This window comes from Streptomyces sp. CA-249302 (assembly GCF_050936785.1).
GTDB lineage: Bacteria > Actinomycetota > Actinomycetes > Streptomycetales > Streptomycetaceae > Streptomyces.
Genome location: NZ_JBNJMG010000001.1, coordinates 10,325,141 through 10,341,758, shown reverse-complemented (window position 1 = coordinate 10,341,758; position 16,618 = coordinate 10,325,141). Strand labels below are relative to the sequence as shown.

Annotated in this window: 15 protein-coding genes; 11 read left to right on the top strand and 4 right to left on the bottom strand. The window is 70.8% G+C overall.

Features of this window, described 5'->3' with window-relative positions; all coding sequences use genetic code 11:
* Complete coding sequence (locus ACQEWB_RS46815) at nt 1-1,398, bottom strand: S1 family peptidase (protein WP_432842569.1); 1,398 nt, start codon at nt 1,396-1,398, stop codon at nt 1-3.
* A gap of 191 nt (nt 1,399-1,589) precedes the next feature.
* On the opposite strand from ACQEWB_RS46815, the gene ACQEWB_RS46810 reads away from it, so the two are divergent.
* From ACQEWB_RS46810 to ACQEWB_RS46790, 5 genes are all read left to right on the top strand, one after another.
* Nucleotides 1,590-2,003 carry a PaaI family thioesterase gene (locus ACQEWB_RS46810; protein WP_432842567.1) on the top strand — a complete coding sequence of 138 codons (414 nt, stop codon included), beginning with the start codon at nt 1,590-1,592 and terminating at the stop codon, nt 2,001-2,003.
* 451 nt (nt 2,004-2,454) lie between these two features.
* Nucleotides 2,455-2,670 (top strand): type A2 lantipeptide, encoded by a 216-nt coding sequence (locus tag ACQEWB_RS46805; protein ID WP_432842565.1) that lies wholly within the window; start codon nt 2,455-2,457, stop codon nt 2,668-2,670.
* A gap of 120 nt (nt 2,671-2,790) precedes the next feature.
* Entirely contained in the window at nt 2,791-3,597 is an 807-nt protein-coding gene (locus tag ACQEWB_RS46800; RefSeq protein WP_432842563.1) for an HlyD family efflux transporter periplasmic adaptor subunit, read from the top strand.
* Nucleotides 3,594-5,816 (top strand): NHLP family bacteriocin export ABC transporter peptidase/permease/ATPase subunit, encoded by a 2,223-nt coding sequence (locus ACQEWB_RS46795; RefSeq protein WP_432842561.1) that lies wholly within the window; start codon nt 3,594-3,596, stop codon nt 5,814-5,816. Before ACQEWB_RS46800 ends, ACQEWB_RS46795 begins: the two co-directional genes overlap by 4 nt.
* 1 nt (nt 5,817) lies before the next feature.
* Nucleotides 5,818-8,637 (top strand): NHLP bacteriocin export ABC transporter permease/ATPase subunit, encoded by a 2,820-nt coding sequence (locus ACQEWB_RS46790; protein ID WP_432842559.1) that lies wholly within the window; start codon nt 5,818-5,820, stop codon nt 8,635-8,637.
* Between the two features lie 4 nt (nt 8,638-8,641).
* Here the strand turns inward: ACQEWB_RS46790 and ACQEWB_RS46785 are convergent, their stop codons facing one another.
* Entirely contained in the window at nt 8,642-9,169 is a 528-nt protein-coding gene (locus ACQEWB_RS46785; RefSeq protein ID WP_432842557.1) for an SRPBCC family protein, read from the bottom strand.
* A 6-nt stretch (nt 9,170-9,175) separates the two neighbouring features.
* On the bottom strand, nt 9,176-9,520 hold the full coding sequence (locus ACQEWB_RS46780) for an ArsR/SmtB family transcription factor (protein WP_432842555.1): 345 nt from the start codon (nt 9,518-9,520) through the stop codon (nt 9,176-9,178).
* A 179-nt stretch (nt 9,521-9,699) separates the two neighbouring features.
* Between ACQEWB_RS46780 and ACQEWB_RS46775 the strand changes: the two genes are divergently transcribed.
* From ACQEWB_RS46775 to ACQEWB_RS46760, 4 genes are all read left to right on the top strand, one after another.
* Complete coding sequence (locus tag ACQEWB_RS46775) at nt 9,700-11,202, top strand: MFS transporter (protein ID WP_432842553.1); 1,503 nt, start codon at nt 9,700-9,702, stop codon at nt 11,200-11,202.
* An 82-nt stretch (nt 11,203-11,284) separates the two neighbouring features.
* Nucleotides 11,285-11,779, top strand: a complete 495-nt coding sequence (locus ACQEWB_RS46770; RefSeq protein ID WP_432842551.1) for a methyltransferase family protein — start codon at nt 11,285-11,287, stop codon at nt 11,777-11,779.
* Between the two features lie 41 nt (nt 11,780-11,820).
* Nucleotides 11,821-12,828 carry a Ppx/GppA family phosphatase gene (locus ACQEWB_RS46765; protein ID WP_432842549.1) on the top strand — a complete coding sequence of 336 codons (1,008 nt, stop codon included), beginning with the start codon at nt 11,821-11,823 and terminating at the stop codon, nt 12,826-12,828.
* Between the two features lie 137 nt (nt 12,829-12,965).
* Nucleotides 12,966-13,343 (top strand): STAS domain-containing protein, encoded by a 378-nt coding sequence (locus ACQEWB_RS46760; protein ID WP_432842547.1) that lies wholly within the window; start codon nt 12,966-12,968, stop codon nt 13,341-13,343.
* Nucleotides 13,344-13,479: 136 nt separating this feature from the next.
* Here the strand turns inward: ACQEWB_RS46760 and ACQEWB_RS46755 are convergent, their stop codons facing one another.
* Complete coding sequence (locus tag ACQEWB_RS46755) at nt 13,480-13,911, bottom strand: protease inhibitor (protein WP_432842545.1); 432 nt, start codon at nt 13,909-13,911, stop codon at nt 13,480-13,482.
* 334 nt (nt 13,912-14,245) lie between these two features.
* Here ACQEWB_RS46755 and ACQEWB_RS46750 point away from each other — a divergent pair, with 334 nt between their 5' ends.
* Nucleotides 14,246-14,797, top strand: coding sequence for a hypothetical protein (locus ACQEWB_RS46750; RefSeq protein ID WP_432842543.1), 552 nt, complete (start codon nt 14,246-14,248; stop codon nt 14,795-14,797).
* A 195-nt stretch (nt 14,798-14,992) separates the two neighbouring features.
* On the top strand, nt 14,993-16,585 hold the full coding sequence (locus ACQEWB_RS46745) for a purine-cytosine permease family protein (RefSeq protein WP_432842541.1): 1,593 nt from the start codon (nt 14,993-14,995) through the stop codon (nt 16,583-16,585).
* Nucleotides 16,586-16,618 lie beyond the last annotated feature (33 nt).

Here is a 16,618-nt window from a genome sequence, read left to right as displayed (position 1 = left end):
TCAGTGGGTCTGGGTGAGGGACGAACCGTCGTCCGCACCGGTCCCGGACTCGTCGCCCGCACCGGACTGGTCACCGACGCCCGTGCCCGACTGGTCGTCGCCCGCCGTGGCGGACGGGTCGGCCGTGGCCGCGCCCTCGTCGCCGCCGCCGACCGCGTCGCCGCCGGCCTGGTCACCGGCGCCGTCGGTCGCCGAGGCGGACGGGTCGGCCGTACCGGCACCGTCGTCGCCGGCACCCGCGCCCGCGGCGCCGTCGCCCAGCGTGGCGCCCGTGGCCGTGAGGGCCGTGGTCACCGGCTGGAAGAAGGTCTCGCCGCCGCTGGTGCAGTCGCCGCTGCCGCCGGAGGTCATGCCGACCGCGCTGCCGTCCTGCGTGAACAGGGAGCCACCGCTGTCGCCGGCCTCGGCGCAGACGTCGGTCTGGATGAGACCGGTGACGGTGTCGACGCCGTTGGGGTCGGTCTCGCTCTGGAAGTTGACGGTGGCGTCGAGACCGGTGACCGTGCCGTCGTGCAGACCGGTGGTGCTGCCCATCCGGAAGACCTGCTCGCCGACGGTGGCGTCCGCGGCCCCGGTGATCTGGACGGTCTGGCCGCCGCCGACGTTGACCTCGCTCGGCGCCTGGGTGGCCGGGTCGTTGTACTTGACCAGGGAGAAGTCGCCGTCGCCGGGGAAGGTGGCCTGGTCGACGGTGGCGATGGGCTCGCCGTTCTCGGAGTCGGACCAGTCCTTGGCGGCGACACCGCAGTGTCCGGCCGTCAGGAAGGCCGGGGTGCCGTCGCTCGCGGTGACGTTGAAGCCGAGGGAGCAGCGGACCGTGCCGTCCTGCACCTGGGAGAAGATGGCGTCGCCGCCCGAGACCAGGGTCTTGAAGGTGCCGGAGGACTTCTTGACGGCCGCCACGTCCGAGCCGAGGCTCTTGACGGTCGACGTCAGTCTGTCCCAGTTGGAGCCGGTCACCGTGGAGTCGGCGGTAACCTGGATCTTGTTCGTCTTCGGGTCGAGGGCCCAGGCGGTGCCCGGGATGGTCGCGTCCGCCGCCAGGGTCTTCGCCCCGGCCTGCAGGGTGGCGAGGCTGTTCTTGACCTCGCGGACCTTCGCGCCGGCCTTCTCCGCCTGCACGACGACGTTGTTGTTGTCGCCGGATATGACGTTGACGACGAGCTGCTGGGTGCCGGAGTCGTAGTAGGAACCGGCGAAGGCCTGGCCGAGCAGGTCCTGAAGCTGCGCGGCGAGATCCGAGGCGTCGTTCGCCTTCAGGGTCTTGGGGGCGGCGTCCGTCGACGAACCGTCCTGCGAGGCGTTGGCGTTCGGCAGCAGGATTGCGGCTGCGCCGAGCGCCACGACGCTGCCTACCGCGATCGCGGCCTTGCGCTTCGGAATTCGCTTGTGACTCAAACTTCTCGACCTCCTGGGGGACCGGAGTCTGTGTGCCGCCGTTCGGCAGCGGTTCTGTTCGGGCGCCTGGATGGCTGTAGGTACGCAGGGGTCGCGTGGTGCGTTCAATTCCGTTTGCCAACTCGCTTTGCACGACGCCGAATCGGCCATGACCCGCGACTTACCGACGGGCGCCGGGAAGAATCCCCCATATGACGATGACCACCGCCGAAGCCGACAAGATCCTCTCCGCCAACTTCGCCCCTTGGGTGCTCGATCTGGGCCTGACCGTCGAGGAGTTGGGCGACGACCGCGCCACGCTGCGTCTGCCCTGGTCGGACCGGCTGTCGAGGGAGGGCGGCGGGCTGTCGGGACAGGCACTGATGGCCGCCGCGGACACCGCCACCGTGATCGCGGTGTCGGCCGCGCGCGGGGCCTTCGGACCCATGACGACGGTTCAGCAGTCGACGTCGTTCCAGCGCGCGGTGACGGGCTCGGATGTCCTGATCGAGGCGGTGCTCACCAAGCTGGGCCGCCGGATGGCGTTCGCCGACATCACCATGACCGCCGAGTCGACGGGCGAACTGGCCGCCCGGGCAAGCACCGTCTACGCCCTTCTGGGCTGACACGGTCCGCAGTCGGTCGACAACGGTCCGTTCCGAACCCGGAGCCGAAACGAAGCTCCAGAGAATCTGCACATTGAATACCCAACGAAGTCACCGCGCACGGAGGTTCTGCACAAGCCCGCGACGGCCATAACGCCATAGGGGCGGAGTGTCTGATTCGCCGAGCGATCAGCAAGGGGCCGGACGAGCCGATGCCGTGACGCATGTGAAGAACTCGCCATCGGGGCGTGACGGGACCTGCACGGATCGGGGCCTCTGGGACTCAAGTTGCCTGGTGAGACGGCTGGTTGATTGGAAGCGCCCGGCTGCACCGTGCTTTGATCCATCGCACCGCGGGGGCCGCGAAGGGTTCCCGGCAACGGGCGCCCGGCGCTCGCGGTCGCGGCCGTCGCTCTGTCCCCAGAGGGGGCCGCTCCCCCTTGTGAATATCCATATGAAGGGAAGTTCCATCATGAACTCCACCCCCCAGGTTGCGACCGTCGAGATCTCCGACGCCGAGCTCGACAACGTCTCCGGCGGCCTGGCCGTGAACGCCCTCGGCACCGTCACCGGCCTGGTGGACGGCGTCGCCCCGGTTTCCGGACTGGTCGACACGGTCGTCGGCACCGTCGAGGGTGTCACCGGTCTGAACACCGCCCCGGTCACCAACCTGGTCGCCGGTCTCTGATCGCACCTTTTGTGATCGTCGGGTCCCGGAGCCGTACAGCGGTTCCGGGGCTTGCGGTTGTCATAAACCAGCCGGCTCGCGCGAGCCGGTCCTCTCTCGTTTTCAGGTGAGGGAAGTTCCGTGCAGTTCCGCCAACAGGCCCTCGCCAAGCTCCAGTCGCCGGAGGAGCTCGACCTTCCGGTGCGCTTCGCCCGCCCCCAGGGCTGGCTGGTCCTCTCCGTGACGGTGGTCGCGGTCGCCGCCGCGTCCGTGTGGGCGGTGACCGGTTCGGTGGCCTCCACGGTCAGCGCGCCCGCCATCCTCACGCACGGCGAGGGCAGTTACATCCTGCAGAGCCCGGTCGCCGGCCAGGTCACCGCGGTCCTCGCCGAACAGGGCGAGCGGCTGCCGGCCGACTCCCCCGTCCTGAAGGTCAAGACGGCCCAGGGCGACACCGTCGTCCGTACGGTCGCCGCGGGCCGGATCACCGGACTCGCCGCCACCATCGGCCAGATCATCCAGACCGGCGCGAACGTCGCCGCGGTCGAGAAGGTCGCCAAGGCCTCCGACCCGCTGTACGCGACGGTCTACGTCCCCGCCGAGAACGCGGCCTCCATCCCCGCGGACGCGACGGTCGACCTCACCGTCTCCTCCGTACCGACCCAGGAGTACGGCGTGCTGCGCGGCCATGTGAAGTCGGTGGACCGCTCGGCGCAGTCGGCCCAGCAGATCGCCGCGTTCCTCGGGGACAGCCAGCTGGGCGAGCAGTTCACCAAGAAGGGCCGCCCGGTGGCCGTACTGGTGAAGCTGGACAAGTCGCCGGGCACCAAGAGCGGTTACCAGTGGTCGTCCAAGGACGGGCCGCCGTTCGTCCTCACCTCCATGACCACGGCCTCGGGTTCGATCCGGCTGGCCGACCAGCGTCCCGTCGATTGGCTGCTGCCGTGAGCACCGCACAGGAGACCCGGAGCAGACGCCGCTCCGCTCCGCCGAAGCGCCCGGTTCCCACGGGCAGGTCGAAGACCGTCCGTACCCCGACGGTCCTCCAGATGGAGGCCGTGGAGTGCGGCGCCGCCTCCCTCGCGATGGTGCTCGGCCACTACGGCAAGCACGTCCCGCTGGAGGAGCTGCGCATCGCCTGCGGTGTCTCGCGGGACGGCTCGCGCGCGAGCAACCTCCTCAAGGCGGCGCGGAGTTACGGCCTGACGGCCAAGGGCATGCAGATGGACACGGCCGCCCTCGCCGAGGTGAAGACGCCGGCCGTGCTGTTCTGGGAGTTCAACCACTACGTCGTCTACGACGGCATGGGGCGCCGCTTCGGCCGCCGCGGGGTGTACATCAACGACCCCGGCAAGGGCCGCCGTTTCGTCCCCATGGAGGACTTCGACGGCAGCTTCACCGGTGTCGTCCTGGTGATGGAGCCGGGTGACGGTTTCACCAAGGGAGGCCGCAAGCCCGGTGTCCTGGGCGCGATGCCGGCCCGGCTGCGGGGCACCGCCGGCACCATGCCGGCCGCGGTCCTCGCGAGCCTGCTGCTCGTGCTGGTCGGCGCGGCGGTGCCGGCGCTCAGCCGCACCTACATCGACATGTTCCTGATCGGCGGCCAGACCTCGCTGCTGACCGTGCTGTTCTCGTCGATGGGCGCCTGCGTCCTGCTCACGGTCCTGCTGACCTGGCTCCAGCAGACCAACCTGCTGCGCGGCCGCATCATCTCCTCCACCCTCTCCAGCGCCCGCTTCCTGCGCCATCTGCTGCGGCTGCCGGTGACGTTCTTCTCCCAGCGCAGCCCGGCCGACCTGGTCCAGCGCCTCCAGTCGAACGACCAGGTGGCCGAGACGCTGGCCCGCGACCTCGCCGCGGCGGGCGTGGACGCCGTGGTGGTCGTGCTCTACGCGGTCCTGCTCTACACGTACGACCCGCAGCTGACCTTCGTCGGCATCGGCGTCGCGCTCCTCAACATCGTCGCCATGCGCGTCGTCATCCGGCTGCGCGCGACCCGGACGGCGAAGCTGCGCGCCGACAGCGCCCGGCTCACCAACACCGCCTACACCGGCCTGCAGTTGATCGAGACGATGAAGGCGACCGGCGGCGAGGACGGCTACTTCCGCAAGTGGGCCGGGCAGCACGCCACCACCCTGGAGGAGCAGCAGCGGCTCGGAGTACCGAGCGCCTGGCTCGGTGTGGTCGCGCCGACGCTGGCCTCGCTGAACAGCGCGGTGATCCTCTGGATCGGCGGCATGCGCGCGGTCGAGGGCGGTATCTCGGTCGGCCTGCTGGTCGCCTTCCAGTCCCTGGTCACGCGCTTCACCGCACCGATCACCCGCCTCAACGGCGTCGCGGGCCGCATCCAGGACTTCGCCGCCGACGTCGCCCGCCTCAAGGACGTCGAGAACTTCCAGGCCGACCCGCTCTACGGCCGCCCCGGCGCCGGCGACTCCACGCGCCGCCTGCACGGTCACGTCGAGCTTCAGAACATCTCCTTCGGCTACAACCCGCTCGACAAGCCCCTGTTGACCGGCTTCGACCTCACCGTCGGCCCGGGCCAGCAGGTGGCGCTGGTCGGCGGCTCGGGCAGCGGCAAGTCGACCGTCTCCAGGCTCATCTCAGGCCTCTACTCCCCCTGGGAAGGCGTGATCCGCATCGACGGGCAGCGCCTGGACGACATCCCGCGCGGCACGCTCGCCGCCTCGGTCTCCTTCGTGGACCAGGAAGTCTTCCTCTTCGAGGGCTCGGTGCGCGACAACGTGGCGCTGTGGGACCCGTCCATCCCCGACGACGCCGTCGTGGACGCACTGCGGGACGCGGCCCTCTACGACGTGGTGATGCGCCGGCCCGGCGGCATCCAGAGCAGGGTCGAGCAGGACGGCCGCAACTTCTCCGGCGGGCAGCGCCAACGGCTGGAGATCGCCCGGGCGTTGGTCCGCCGGCCCAGCATCCTGGTCCTCGACGAGGTCACCAGCGCGCTGGACGCGGAGACCGAGCAGGTCGTGATGGACAACCTGCGCAGGCGAGGCTGCGCCTGTGTGGTGATCGCGCACCGGCTCAGCACCGTGCGCGACAGCGACGAGATCGTCGTACTCCAGCACGGCACGATCGTGGAGCGCGGGCGGCACGAGGAGCTGCTGGCGCACGGTGGCGCGTACGCGGCGCTGGTCAGGGAGCGATGAGATGACGACCGCACACGAAGGCGACCTGGTCCTGGGCGCCCTCGGCTCCATGGGCAGCTACGTCGACTGCTCCGGCCTGACCCGGCTCGACCTGGAGGGCCCGCAGGTGCTGTGGCTGGTCGCGGCGGGCAACCTCGACCTGTTCGCGGTGGACGCCGTGCAGCAGGGCCACTGGCACCACCTCGGCCGCCTGGAGGCGGGCTCGCTGATCCTCGGCCCGGTGCCGGGACCTCAGCACACCCTGGTCGCACGCCCGTTGCGCGACTGCGTGGTCCACCGCATCGGCCTGCGCGAGCTGTACCAGACGGCCGACACGCAGACCTGGTCCTACGACGAGTACGGCAACGCCCAGTACGTCCCGCCGACCACCAGCCCCCTCGAATACGCCCTCGCCCTCGGCGTCGGCCGTAGTCTGTCCGTCCTCTTCCAGGCGCCGATGGCGACCCAGGGGTCGGCCGCGGAGGTCACGGACGACGACGTCTTCTGGATGCAGGTGCCGCCGGGGAGTGTGCAGTACGGCTCGCTCTACGGCGCCGAAGCCGCCGCCGATCTGCTGATGGACCCGGCGGTCTGGCAGAGCATGGTCGACCAGCAGTACCGGCTGCTCACCACGCTGGACCGCTGGATCGAGCAGCTGGAGCGGACGCACGAGACGCGAACGGCCGCCGGGATCAAGGCCGGTGAGGCGGTCCGCGCCCAGGCCGACCGGACGCTGCTGGCCTCCATCGGCAAGTCCTCGGCGAAGCGCGCGACGGCCGCCGACGCGGACGCCACGTACGCGGCGTGCAAGCTGGTCGCCGAGGCGGCCGGGATCCAGCTCGCCGAGCACGCGCAGAACGGGACCGGCAGCGACCGGCTCGACCCGGTGGAGCAGGTGGCCATCGCCTCCCGGGTGCGCACCAGGGCCGTACGCCTGGACGGCCGTTGGTGGCGGGACAACGTCGGGCCGCTGGTCGGGCACCGGGCGCTGTCGGGTGCGCCGGTCGCGCTGCTGTGGCGGCGCGGCGGATATGTGGCCGTGCATCCGGCGACCGGGCGCGAGACGCCGATCGAGAAGGCGAACGCGGAGGAGTTCGAGCCGCGTGCGGTGATGTTCTACCGCCCGCTGCCGGAGCGGACGTTGAGCCCGCTGCGGCTGCTGCGGTTCAGCATGCAGGGCACCGGCAGCGACCTGCGCAACCTGTTGGCCGGCGGGCTGGTGACAGTGGCGATCGGTGCGCTGGTGCCGATCGCGACCGGCAAGGTTCTCGGCGAGTTCGTGCCCAAGGCCCAGACGCATCTGATCGTGCAGGTCTGTCTGGCGGTGATGGTGACCAGCGTGGTGGCGGCGGCCTTCATGCTCCTTGAGAACCTCACCATGCTGCGCCTGGAAGGCCGTATCGAGTCCACCCTTCAACCGGCCGTCTGGGACCGGCTGTTGAGGCTTCCGACGAAGTTCTTCACCGAGCGCTCGACCGGTGAGCTGGCGAGTGCGGCGATGGGCATCAGCGCGATCCGGCGCATGATGGCGGGACTCGGGCCCGTCGTCGCCCAGTCGGTGACCGTCGGCGCGATGAACCTGGGGCTGCTGTTCTGGTACAGCCCCTCGATGGCGCTGGCGGCGATCGGCATGCTCGTCGTCATCGCGGGTGCCTTCCTCGGGCTGGGTCTGTGGCAGGTGCGCTGGCAGCGCAAGCTGGTCGTGCTGAGCAACAAGCTCAACAACCAGGCCTTCCAGACCCTGCGCGGTCTGCCGAAGCTACGGGTGGCGGCGGCCGAGAACTACGCGTACGCGGCCTGGGCCTCGGAGTTCGCGCGCAGCCGGGAACTCCAGCAGAAGGTCGGCCGCATCAAGAACCTCACCACGGTGATGGGCGCGGTCTATCTGCCGCTGTGCACCCTGTTGATGTTCATGCTGCTCGCGGGTCCGGCGCGCGGTTCGATGTCGGCGGCCGCGTTCCTCACCTTCAACACCTCGGTGACGATGCTGCTGACCTCGGTCACCCAGCTGACCGGCGCCTTCGTGTCGGTGGTGGCCGCGCTGCCGCTGTTCGAGGAGATCAAGCCGGTCCTCGAGGCCACGCCGGAGGTGCGCACGGCGAGCACCCGGCCCGGCCCGCTGACGGGTGCGATCGAGTCGCGCCGGCTGTCCTTCCGGTACGCGGACGACGGCCCGCTCGTCCTCGACGACGTGTCCTTCGACATCCGTGCGGGCGAGTTCGTGGCGATCGTCGGGCCGAGCGGCTGCGGCAAGTCGACGCTGCTGAGGCTGCTGATCGGCTTCGACAAGCCGGTCTCCGGGAGCGTCCTGTACGACGGCCAGGACCTGGGCGCCCTCGACCAGTCGGCGGTGCGCCGGCAGTGCGGTGTGGTGCTCCAGCACGCGCAGCCGTTCACCGGCTCCATCCTGGACGTCATCTGCGGCACCGAGCCCTACACGCCGGAGGAGGCGATGGCGGCGGCCGAGATGGCGGGGCTCGCGGAGGACATCAAGCGGATGCCGATGGGTCTGCACACGATCGTCTCGGGCAGCGGTGCCGTCTCCGGCGGCCAGCGGCAACGCCTGATGATCGCGCAGGCGTTGATCCGGCGCCCCCGGATCCTGTTCTTCGACGAGGCGACCAGCGCCCTCGACAACGAGACGCAGCGCGTGGTCATCGAGTCCACCAAGGCCCTCAACGCCACCCGCGTCGTCATCGCCCACCGGCTGTCGACGGTCCTGGACGCCGACCGCGTCATCGTCATGGAGGACGGCAAGGTGGCCCAGCAGGGCCCGCCCGCGCAGCTGCTCGCGGACACGGGCGGGCGGCTGCACGAGCTGGTGCGCAGGCAGCTGGCGTGAAAGGTCAGTCCAGGCCGGGGACGGGGGCACCGGAGGGCACGCCGGCGTCGACGTATCCGGCGTAGAACTCCTTCCAGGGCGCGCTCGCCCCGGCATGCGGCCCCTCGAAACGCTCGCCCCGCGCCTTCGCGTCGAGTGCCGCCAGGCACACCTCCCAGCCGGCGCCGTTGCGCGAGGCGGTGTCGGCGGCCTGGAGGACGTTGGTGAGCGTGAAGCGGGTGCGCTTCTCGTCCAGTGCCTCCAGGTCGAAGCGGAGTTCGTCGCCGCCCCACTCGAAGGAGATGTGGCGCGGCTCGTCGAGGGCGAGCACCCGGCCCGTCGACTCCGGCATGTTCGGGTCGCCGCTGAAGGTGATCGTGCCGCCGGGGCGCGGGTCGATCTCGGCGCGGGACGGGAACCACTGGGCGAGCTCCTCGGCGTCGGTCACGAACTGCCAGACGCGCTCGACGGGATGGTCGTAGGTACGGCTGAAGCGGACGGCCGGGCGGCCGTCGTCCAGGGTCAGATAGGTGCCGGTGAGGTCAGCGGCCATGGTGGATCAGTCCTTCGGGGCGGGTTCCTCGGGATCGTCCGGCGCCGTCTCGTCGAGGCGGCGGCCCAGCTTGTCCAGGCTGCGGTTCCACAGTGCGCGGTACGGCGCGAGCCAGGCGTCGAGCTCGGCGATCGGGCCTGGATCGAGGGCGTAGACGCGGCGCTGCGCGTCCTGCCGGACCCGGACCAGACCGGCCTCCCGCAGCACCTTCAGGTGCTTCGAGGTGCTCGGCTGGCTCAGACCGCACGCCTCCACGATCTCCCCGACGGGCCGCGGCCGCTCCAGGAGCAGCGCGACGATGGCCCGCCGGTGGGGATCGGCGAGTGCGGTCCAGAGCGAGGCGTCGGACATGGCTTCAATATGCCTCGGTAGTTATATTCCCGTCAAGGAATAAGAGATGGAGGCCACATGCAGCGAAACGTTGCCGTTTCGCTCAGGAAGGGTCTAGGCTGCTTGCTGTACGAAACCGTTTCGTTCTTGGCTTCGGCACTCTCAGCAACCCCGAACGACTTCCCTGGAGTGGTTCTCCCATGTCCCAGAAGACCCTCACGGACGACACCTCCACAGGTGCCGTCGAGGCGCCCGCCTCGTCCTCGTCGAAGCGCTGGTGGATCCTTGCGGTCATCGCCCTCGCGCAGCTGATGGTGGTGCTGGACGCCACCATCGTGAACATCGCCCTCCCCTCGGCCCAGGCCGACCTCGGCTTCTCCGACGGCAACCGGCAGTGGATCGTCACCGCCTACGCCCTGTCGTTCGCCTCCCTGCTGCTGCTCGGCGGCCGGATCGCCGACCTGTTCGGCCGCAAGACGGCCTTCCTCGTCGGAGTCGTCGGCTTCGCCGCCGTATCCGCACTGGGCGGTGCCGCAGGCGGCTTCGGGATGCTGGTCACCGCGCGGGCCCTGCAGGGTGCCTTCGGCGCGCTGCTCGCGCCGGCCGCGCTGTCGCTGCTCAACACCACGTTCACCGACGCCAAGGAACGCGCGCGGGCGTTCAGTGTGTACGGCGCCATCGCCGGCGCGGGCGGTGCGGTGGGCCTGCTGCTCGGCGGTCTGCTCACCGACGCCTTCGACTGGCGCTGGACGCTGTACGTGAACGTGCTGATCGCCGTCGTCGCCTTCGTGGGCGGCTGGCTGCTGCTGACCAACCACCGCGACGACACCAGCGCCAAGCTGGACGTGCCGGGCACGGTGCTGGTCGCGTCCGGTCTGTTCGCCCTGGTCTACGGCTTCTCCAACGCCGAGACGCACGACTGGAGTTCGGGACTCACCTGGGGCTTCCTGATCGCGGGTGTGCTGCTCCTGGCCGCCTTCGCCTGGTGGCAGACGAAGGCCAAGCACCCGCTCCTGCCGCTGCGCATCCTGCTCGACCGCAACCGGGCGGCCTCGTTCCTGACGGTGATGATCTCCGCCGGCGGCATGTTCGGCGTGTTCCTCTTCCTCACCTACTACCTCCAGCTCAACCTCGGTTTCAGCCCGACCAAGACCGGCGTGGCGTTCCTGCCGATGGTCGGCGCCCTGATGGTGGCGGCGCAGGTCGGCACCACGGTCCTGCTGCCGCGCATCGGCCCGAAGGTGGCCGTCCCGCTCGGCTTCGCGGTGGCCGCGGTCGGCATGGCCTGGCTGACCGGGATCGGCACCGGGTCCAGCTACGTCAGCGCGGTACTGCCGCAGCTGATCATCACCGGTGTCGGCCTCGGCCTCGTGATGCCGGCGGCCATGCAGCTGGCCACCGGCGGGGTGGCGGCCGAGGACGCGGGTGTCGCCTCCGCCACGGTCAACGCCATGCAGCAGGTGGGCGGTTCGATCGGTACGGCGCTGCTGAACACCCTGGCCGCGAGCGCCGCGACCGACTACCTGGCCGGCAAGGACGCGACCAGCAAGCTGGTGCAGGCCCAGGCGACGATCGAGAGCTACACCACCGCCTTCTGGTGGTCGGCGGGCATGTTCGCCGCGGGCGCGCTGATCGCCTTCCTGCTCTTCCGCCGCGGGGTGCCCGAGCAGGACGCGGACGCCGCACCGGTCGTCCACATGTGATCACCCCCGACTGAGCCGCACGGACCGAGGGGCCGCCGTCTGCAGGGAGACGGCGGCCCCTCTTCGCTGGCATGGTGGGGATGTGCGCAGGGCGTCGGCGGCGCTGGGCAGCGCCGTGTTCCTCGTTCTCGTGTCCGGCAGCGCGGCCGTACTGGTGCCGTGGTGGCTGACGGGGTGGCGGGCCGGTGACTGGTGGCTGCCGGTGCGGCTGCTGGGTCTGGTGCCGCTGGTGGCCGGCGCCGCCGTGATCCTGGTGGCGTTCGGCCGGTTCGCCCTCGAGGGGCTCGGCACTCCGGCGCCGATCGCGCCTCCGGTGCGGCTGGTGGTGACCGGGCCATACCGGTACGTGCGCAATCCGATCTACCTCGCCGTGTCCGCGGTCCTGTGCGGCCAGGCCCTGCTGCTGGCCCGCCCGGTGGTGTTCGGGTACTGCGCCTGCGCCCTGCCGGTGATGTGGGCCTTCGTGCGCTGGTACGAAGAGCCCGGGCTGGTACGCCGGTTCGGCGCCGACTATGTCCGCTACCGGCAGTCGGTGCCCGGGTGGTGGCCGCGGTCCAGGCCCTGGCGCGGGGACTGACGGGCTTTTCGAACGGCACCGAACTGGGTACTCACGGGCCCATGCGAATCAGCGTGGTGGATGTGGGGTCGAACACGGTCCGGCTGGTGGTGGCGGATGCGGCGGGCGGGGTGCCGCTGCCGGTGCACACCGAGAAGTGGCGGCTGCGGCTGTCGGAGCAGGTGAAGCCGGGGACCGCCATCCCCGAGGAGGCCGTGGAGCGACTGGTCGCGGCGGTCGCCGAGGCGAGCCGCACCGCGGCCCGTTGGGGCGCGGCATCCCCGCTGGCCTTCGCGACCGCCGTGGTGCGGGCCGCCCCGAACCGCCTGGAGGTCCTGCGGACCGTCCGCTCGCGCACCGGGGTCCCGCTGTGCACTCTGCTGGGCGAGCTGGAGGCCGAGCTCACCTTCCTCGGGGCGCGCCGCTGGCTGGGGTGGCAGTCGGGTCCGCTGGCCCTGCTGGACATCGGCGGCGGTTCCCTCGAAGTGGCCTTCGGGCGGGGCCGGTTGCCGGAGTTCGTGGCCTCGCTGCCGCTGGGTGCGGGCCGGCTGACACACGAGTTCTTCCCGGCGGAGGATCCGCCGGCGCCGGAGCAGCTGAGGGCACTGCGCCGCAAGGTGCGGCATCAGCTGCGGGACGTGGCGGCGCGGATCCGCTGGGAGGGGCCGCGCACCGCGGTGCTCACCTCGCGTACGTTCCAGCAGCTGGGGCGGCTGTGCGGGGCGGCACCCGGGCGGCACGGCCCGTTCGTCGGACGGCAGTTGCGCCGCGCCGACCTGCGGACTGCCGTCGACCGGCTGGCCGCGCTGCCCGTCGCCGAACGCGCTCTGCTCCCCGGGATCTCCGCCCCGCGCGCCGCGCAGAGCCTGGCCGGTGCGGTGGTCGGCCACACCGCGCTGAAGCTGACCGGCCTCAAGACGGTGGACATCTGCCCGTGGGCGATCCGCGAGGGAATCCTGCTGCGCCACATCGAGGACGGAGCCTCCTGGTGGGCCGGGATCAACCGGCTCGACGACTCCCCCGCCGCCCCGGATCCGGTACCACTGCGCATCGCAACCGCGACCAACTGAGCGGGAAGTCAAGCAATTTCATTGCAATTCACCAGGTCGAGTGAACCAGATCTTACGCGCGGCGCGTCAGGGATGTTCGCCATCGCATCGGGGTAACTACCGAGATCGAATGCGCCCCTTGTCGAGGTGGAGCGGACATGACCCCCGACGCGGACGACCGTGCTTGCGAGACTCCCGCGGCGAACGCCCACGCCCGCACCCGGGCCTGCGGCCGGTTCACCGTGGTCGAGGTCTCGGGCGAGATCGACCTGGCGACCGCCGAGTCGCTCACCGAGCACTTGGACGCGGCGACCGCACGGGGGGAGCCGGACGTCCTGGTCGACCTGCGGCGCGTGGAGTTCTTCGACTGCTCGGGTCTGCGCGTGCTGTGCCGGGCCGCCGCCCGGGCCACTGAGCGCGGCGGCCGGCTGCGCCTCGTCTCCGACCAGCCGCGCATCCACCGACTGCTCATGGGCGCGGGACTGCTGGGACGGTTTCCGCCCCTCCCCGATGTTCCCGGGGAGGGGCGGGAGTGATCCCAGGGGTCGGCGGGCGGCCCCACTCCGCCCGACCGACCCCCGGTGCGAGATCGCCGGTGACCCCGCGACAGGGCCTCGCACTCCCCATCCGCGAGCCGCTGGATGTGCACGGGGGACCGTGCGATCCCGGCCCTCAGAACGTGAAGACGCTGGTCCCGTAGGAGGTCTTCACGCACTCGTTGGCGAAGGTCCGTTCGAAGGAGACGCGCTTGCCCTGCCAGACGCCGTCGACCGTGACGACGACGGGGTCGTACTCCTTCGTACACAGCACATCGGTTCTGGGCGCCAGGGCGTCGAGGCCGCCGGCGGCCCGGAGTTCGGCGCAGGCCAGGGCCGCGGCCGGGTGGGTGCCGGAGGGCGTCGGGGCGCAGTTGAGGGTGACCGCGCGCTGCGGCGCGGTGGTGGCGGCGCTCTCGCCGTGGCCGGTGGTGAGCACCAGGGCCGACGGGGCGTAGAGGGAGGCCGGCGCGGGGGCCGGGGTGGCGAGGGCGGTGCCGGTGAGCGGTACGCAGACGGCGGTGGCCGTGAGGGTCAGGGTCGCTGCCCAGCGCGCGGTGTTCCGCATTGTGTGCATCCTTCCGCTGGATTCGAGGGTGTGCCGGACCGTTCGGGTTGGTGCCGGACCGGCGAGCGCGAGTCTGCCGAGTCGGCGACGGAAACACACCTCGACCCCACGCGTTTCAGTAACATTGCGTGTTGAATCAGTGGCGTGAAGTCACGGAATCCGACCGGTCGAACCCCGGAGTTGAGCGGTTCTTGATCGCTCGAAGCAGCCAACTGGCCGGTTCCCACCGCTTCGTTAATAGGCCTGAAACATTCCGGTTGAGCTCTCGGCTGAGCTCTCGGCGGACTCCCCCGCACCCCTTGCGTTCATGGACGTACGGAGTAATCGTCATTACATGATTACGACAGAGCAGCACGAGAAACTGCGCGGCTGGTTCGCCGGCCGGCTGCCCGACGACCTCTTCGAGGAGGTCACCGAGTTCACGGTGGACCGCGAGGAGATCACGGTGATCGGCCGCATCCCGGAACCCCGGCTCGCCGAGGACGCCTCGGCCGCCGAGCGGGGGGCCGCGCTCAAGGCGCGGATCGAGGAGTTCCGGGAGCGCACCCGGGAGGCCCGGATCGAGGTGGCCCAGGAGGCGGAGCACCGGTTCCGCCGCAAGGTTTCCTGGGGCGTGGAGTGCGGCGGGGAGCGCGCGATGTTCACGCACATCGCCGCACCGGTCATGACCAGGCTGCGCCAGCCCGAGCGGCAGGTCCTCGACACCCTGATCGCGGGCGGCGTCGCCCGCAGCCGCAGCGACGCCCTCGCCTGGTGCGTGCGCTTGGTCCAGCGCCACACGGACGACTGGCTGACCGAGCTGCGGGAGTCCCTCGAACAGGTCCAGCGGGTACGGGCGCAGGGGCCGGACACCGAACCGGAGGACGCCACGCCGGACGACGAGTGATGGATGAATCGCACACACCCGACGCGAAAGATGGATGAACCGTCCTCTGGTGTGGCTCTTGACCGCCCCCGTACGGTCGGCAGACCCCCAAGAGGACGGCCACCAGGCACGCCGCACACCCCGCGGCGGCGACCGGCCGGCCACCCCGCCGCGCGCCACCCAGCGCTCCACCGCCCCGCCCCCGCTGGAGCCCCCATGACCTCGCAGTCGCCCGAATCCCCCGTCACGCCGCCGTCCCTCACCGAGGTCGAGGCGCACGGCGTCGAGCGCATCCCCGACGCGGACCGCACCGCGACCCCGCTCGACCTGTTCCGGCTCGCGTTCGGCGGCGCCAACACCTTCTCCACCTGCGTCCTCGGCGCGTTCCCGATCCTGTTCGGGCTCTCCTTCTGGCAGGGCCTCGCGGCCACGCTCCTCGGGGTGGTCGTGGGCGCGCTGATCCTGTGTCCGATGGCGGTGTTCGGCCCGGTCAACGGCACCAACAACGCCGTCTCGTCCTCCGCGCACCTGGGCGTGCACGGGCGCGTGGTCGGCTCGTTCCTGTCCCTGCTCACCGCCATCGCGTTCTTCTCGATCTCGGTGTGGAGCTCCGGCGACGCCCTGGTCGGCGGCGCGCACCGACTGTTCGGCCTGGAGCGCAGCAACCTGTCGTACGTCGTCGCGTACGCACTGTTCGCCGGTCTGGTGCTCGCGGTGTGCGTGTACGGCTTCCGGTTCATGCTGTTCGTCAACAAGGTGGCGGTGGCCTCGGCGACCGTGCTCTTCCTGCTCGGCGCGATCGCTTTCGCCGGTGACTTCGACCCGTCGTACGCCGGTGTCTTCACGGACTCGGCGGACGCGGCGACCCAGTCGCTGTTCTGGCCGTCGTTCATCGGTGCGGCGCTCATCGTGCTGTCGAACCCGGTGTCCTTCGGGGCGTTCCTCGGCGACTGGTCGCGCTACATCCCGGCGAGCACCCCACGCCGCCGGGTGGTCGGTGCCGCGTTCCTGTCGCAGATCGCGACGCTGGTGCCGTTCGTCTTCGGTCTGGCCACCGCGAGCATCATCGCGACCCAGGCCCCGAAGTACGTCGACCCGGCGGCCCCCGACTTCGTGGGCGGACTGCTGGCGATCTCCCCGGCCTGGTACTTCCTGCCGGTGTGCCTGCTCGCCCTGATCGGCGGCATGTCGACGGGTACGACCGCGCTGTACGGCACCGGGCTCGACTTCTCGTCCGTCTTCCCCCGGCTGTCGCGGGTGCAGGCGACGGTGCTGGTCGGCGTCCTGTCGATCGCGTTCATCTTCATCGGCCGCTTCGGGCTCGACCTCGTGCAGTCCATCTCGACCTTCGCCACCATGATCATCACGTGCACCACTCCGTGGATGGTCGTGATGACGCTGGGCTTCTTCACCCGGCGCGGCTGGTACGACCCGGACGCGCTCCAGGTCTTCAACCGCCGTCAGCGCGGCGGCCGTTACTGGTTCGCGCACGGCTGGAACTGGCGGGGCATGACCGCCTGGTGGGTCTCCGCGCTCATCGGCGTGCTCTTCACCAACATTCCGGGCCAGTTCGTCGGACCGCTGGGCGACCTGGCGAACGGCGTCGACATCAGCCTGCCGCTGTCGCTGGTGGTGGCCGCGGTGCTCTACCTGGCGCTGCTGCGGCTGTTCCCCGAACCCCGGGCGGTGTACGGGCCGCAGGGCGCCCGGCTGGCCCGGACCGTGGAGGTCCCGGTGCCGCCGATCACGGGGCCGGGCGCCGAGTCCGAGGGCGTCCCGGCCGCGTCGGCCGCCGGTCAGGGCGGCTGATCGCGGGGCGTTGTCAGTGCCTCCCGCTACGTT

Coding starts and splice junctions, on each gene's coding strand:
- ACQEWB_RS46810 (WP_432842567.1), top strand. CDS start 1,590: ATGACGATGACCACCGCCGAAGCCGACAAGATCCTCTCCGCCAACTTC.
- ACQEWB_RS46805 (WP_432842565.1), top strand. CDS start 2,455: ATGAACTCCACCCCCCAGGTTGCGACCGTCGAGATCTCCGACGCCGAG.
- ACQEWB_RS46765 (WP_432842549.1), top strand. CDS start 11,821: ATGCGAATCAGCGTGGTGGATGTGGGGTCGAACACGGTCCGGCTGGTG.
- ACQEWB_RS46755 (WP_432842545.1), bottom strand. CDS start 13,911: ATGCGGAACACCGCGCGCTGGGCAGCGACCCTGACCCTCACGGCCACC.
- ACQEWB_RS46750 (WP_432842543.1), top strand. CDS start 14,246: ATGATTACGACAGAGCAGCACGAGAAACTGCGCGGCTGGTTCGCCGGC.
- ACQEWB_RS46760 (WP_432842547.1), top strand. CDS start 12,966: ATGACCCCCGACGCGGACGACCGTGCTTGCGAGACTCCCGCGGCGAAC.
- ACQEWB_RS46775 (WP_432842553.1), top strand. CDS start 9,700: ATGTCCCAGAAGACCCTCACGGACGACACCTCCACAGGTGCCGTCGAG.
- ACQEWB_RS46780 (WP_432842555.1), bottom strand. CDS start 9,520: ATGTCCGACGCCTCGCTCTGGACCGCACTCGCCGATCCCCACCGGCGG.
- ACQEWB_RS46790 (WP_432842559.1), top strand. CDS start 5,818: ATGACGACCGCACACGAAGGCGACCTGGTCCTGGGCGCCCTCGGCTCC.
- ACQEWB_RS46745 (WP_432842541.1), top strand. CDS start 14,993: ATGACCTCGCAGTCGCCCGAATCCCCCGTCACGCCGCCGTCCCTCACC.
- ACQEWB_RS46785 (WP_432842557.1), bottom strand. CDS start 9,169: ATGGCCGCTGACCTCACCGGCACCTATCTGACCCTGGACGACGGCCGC.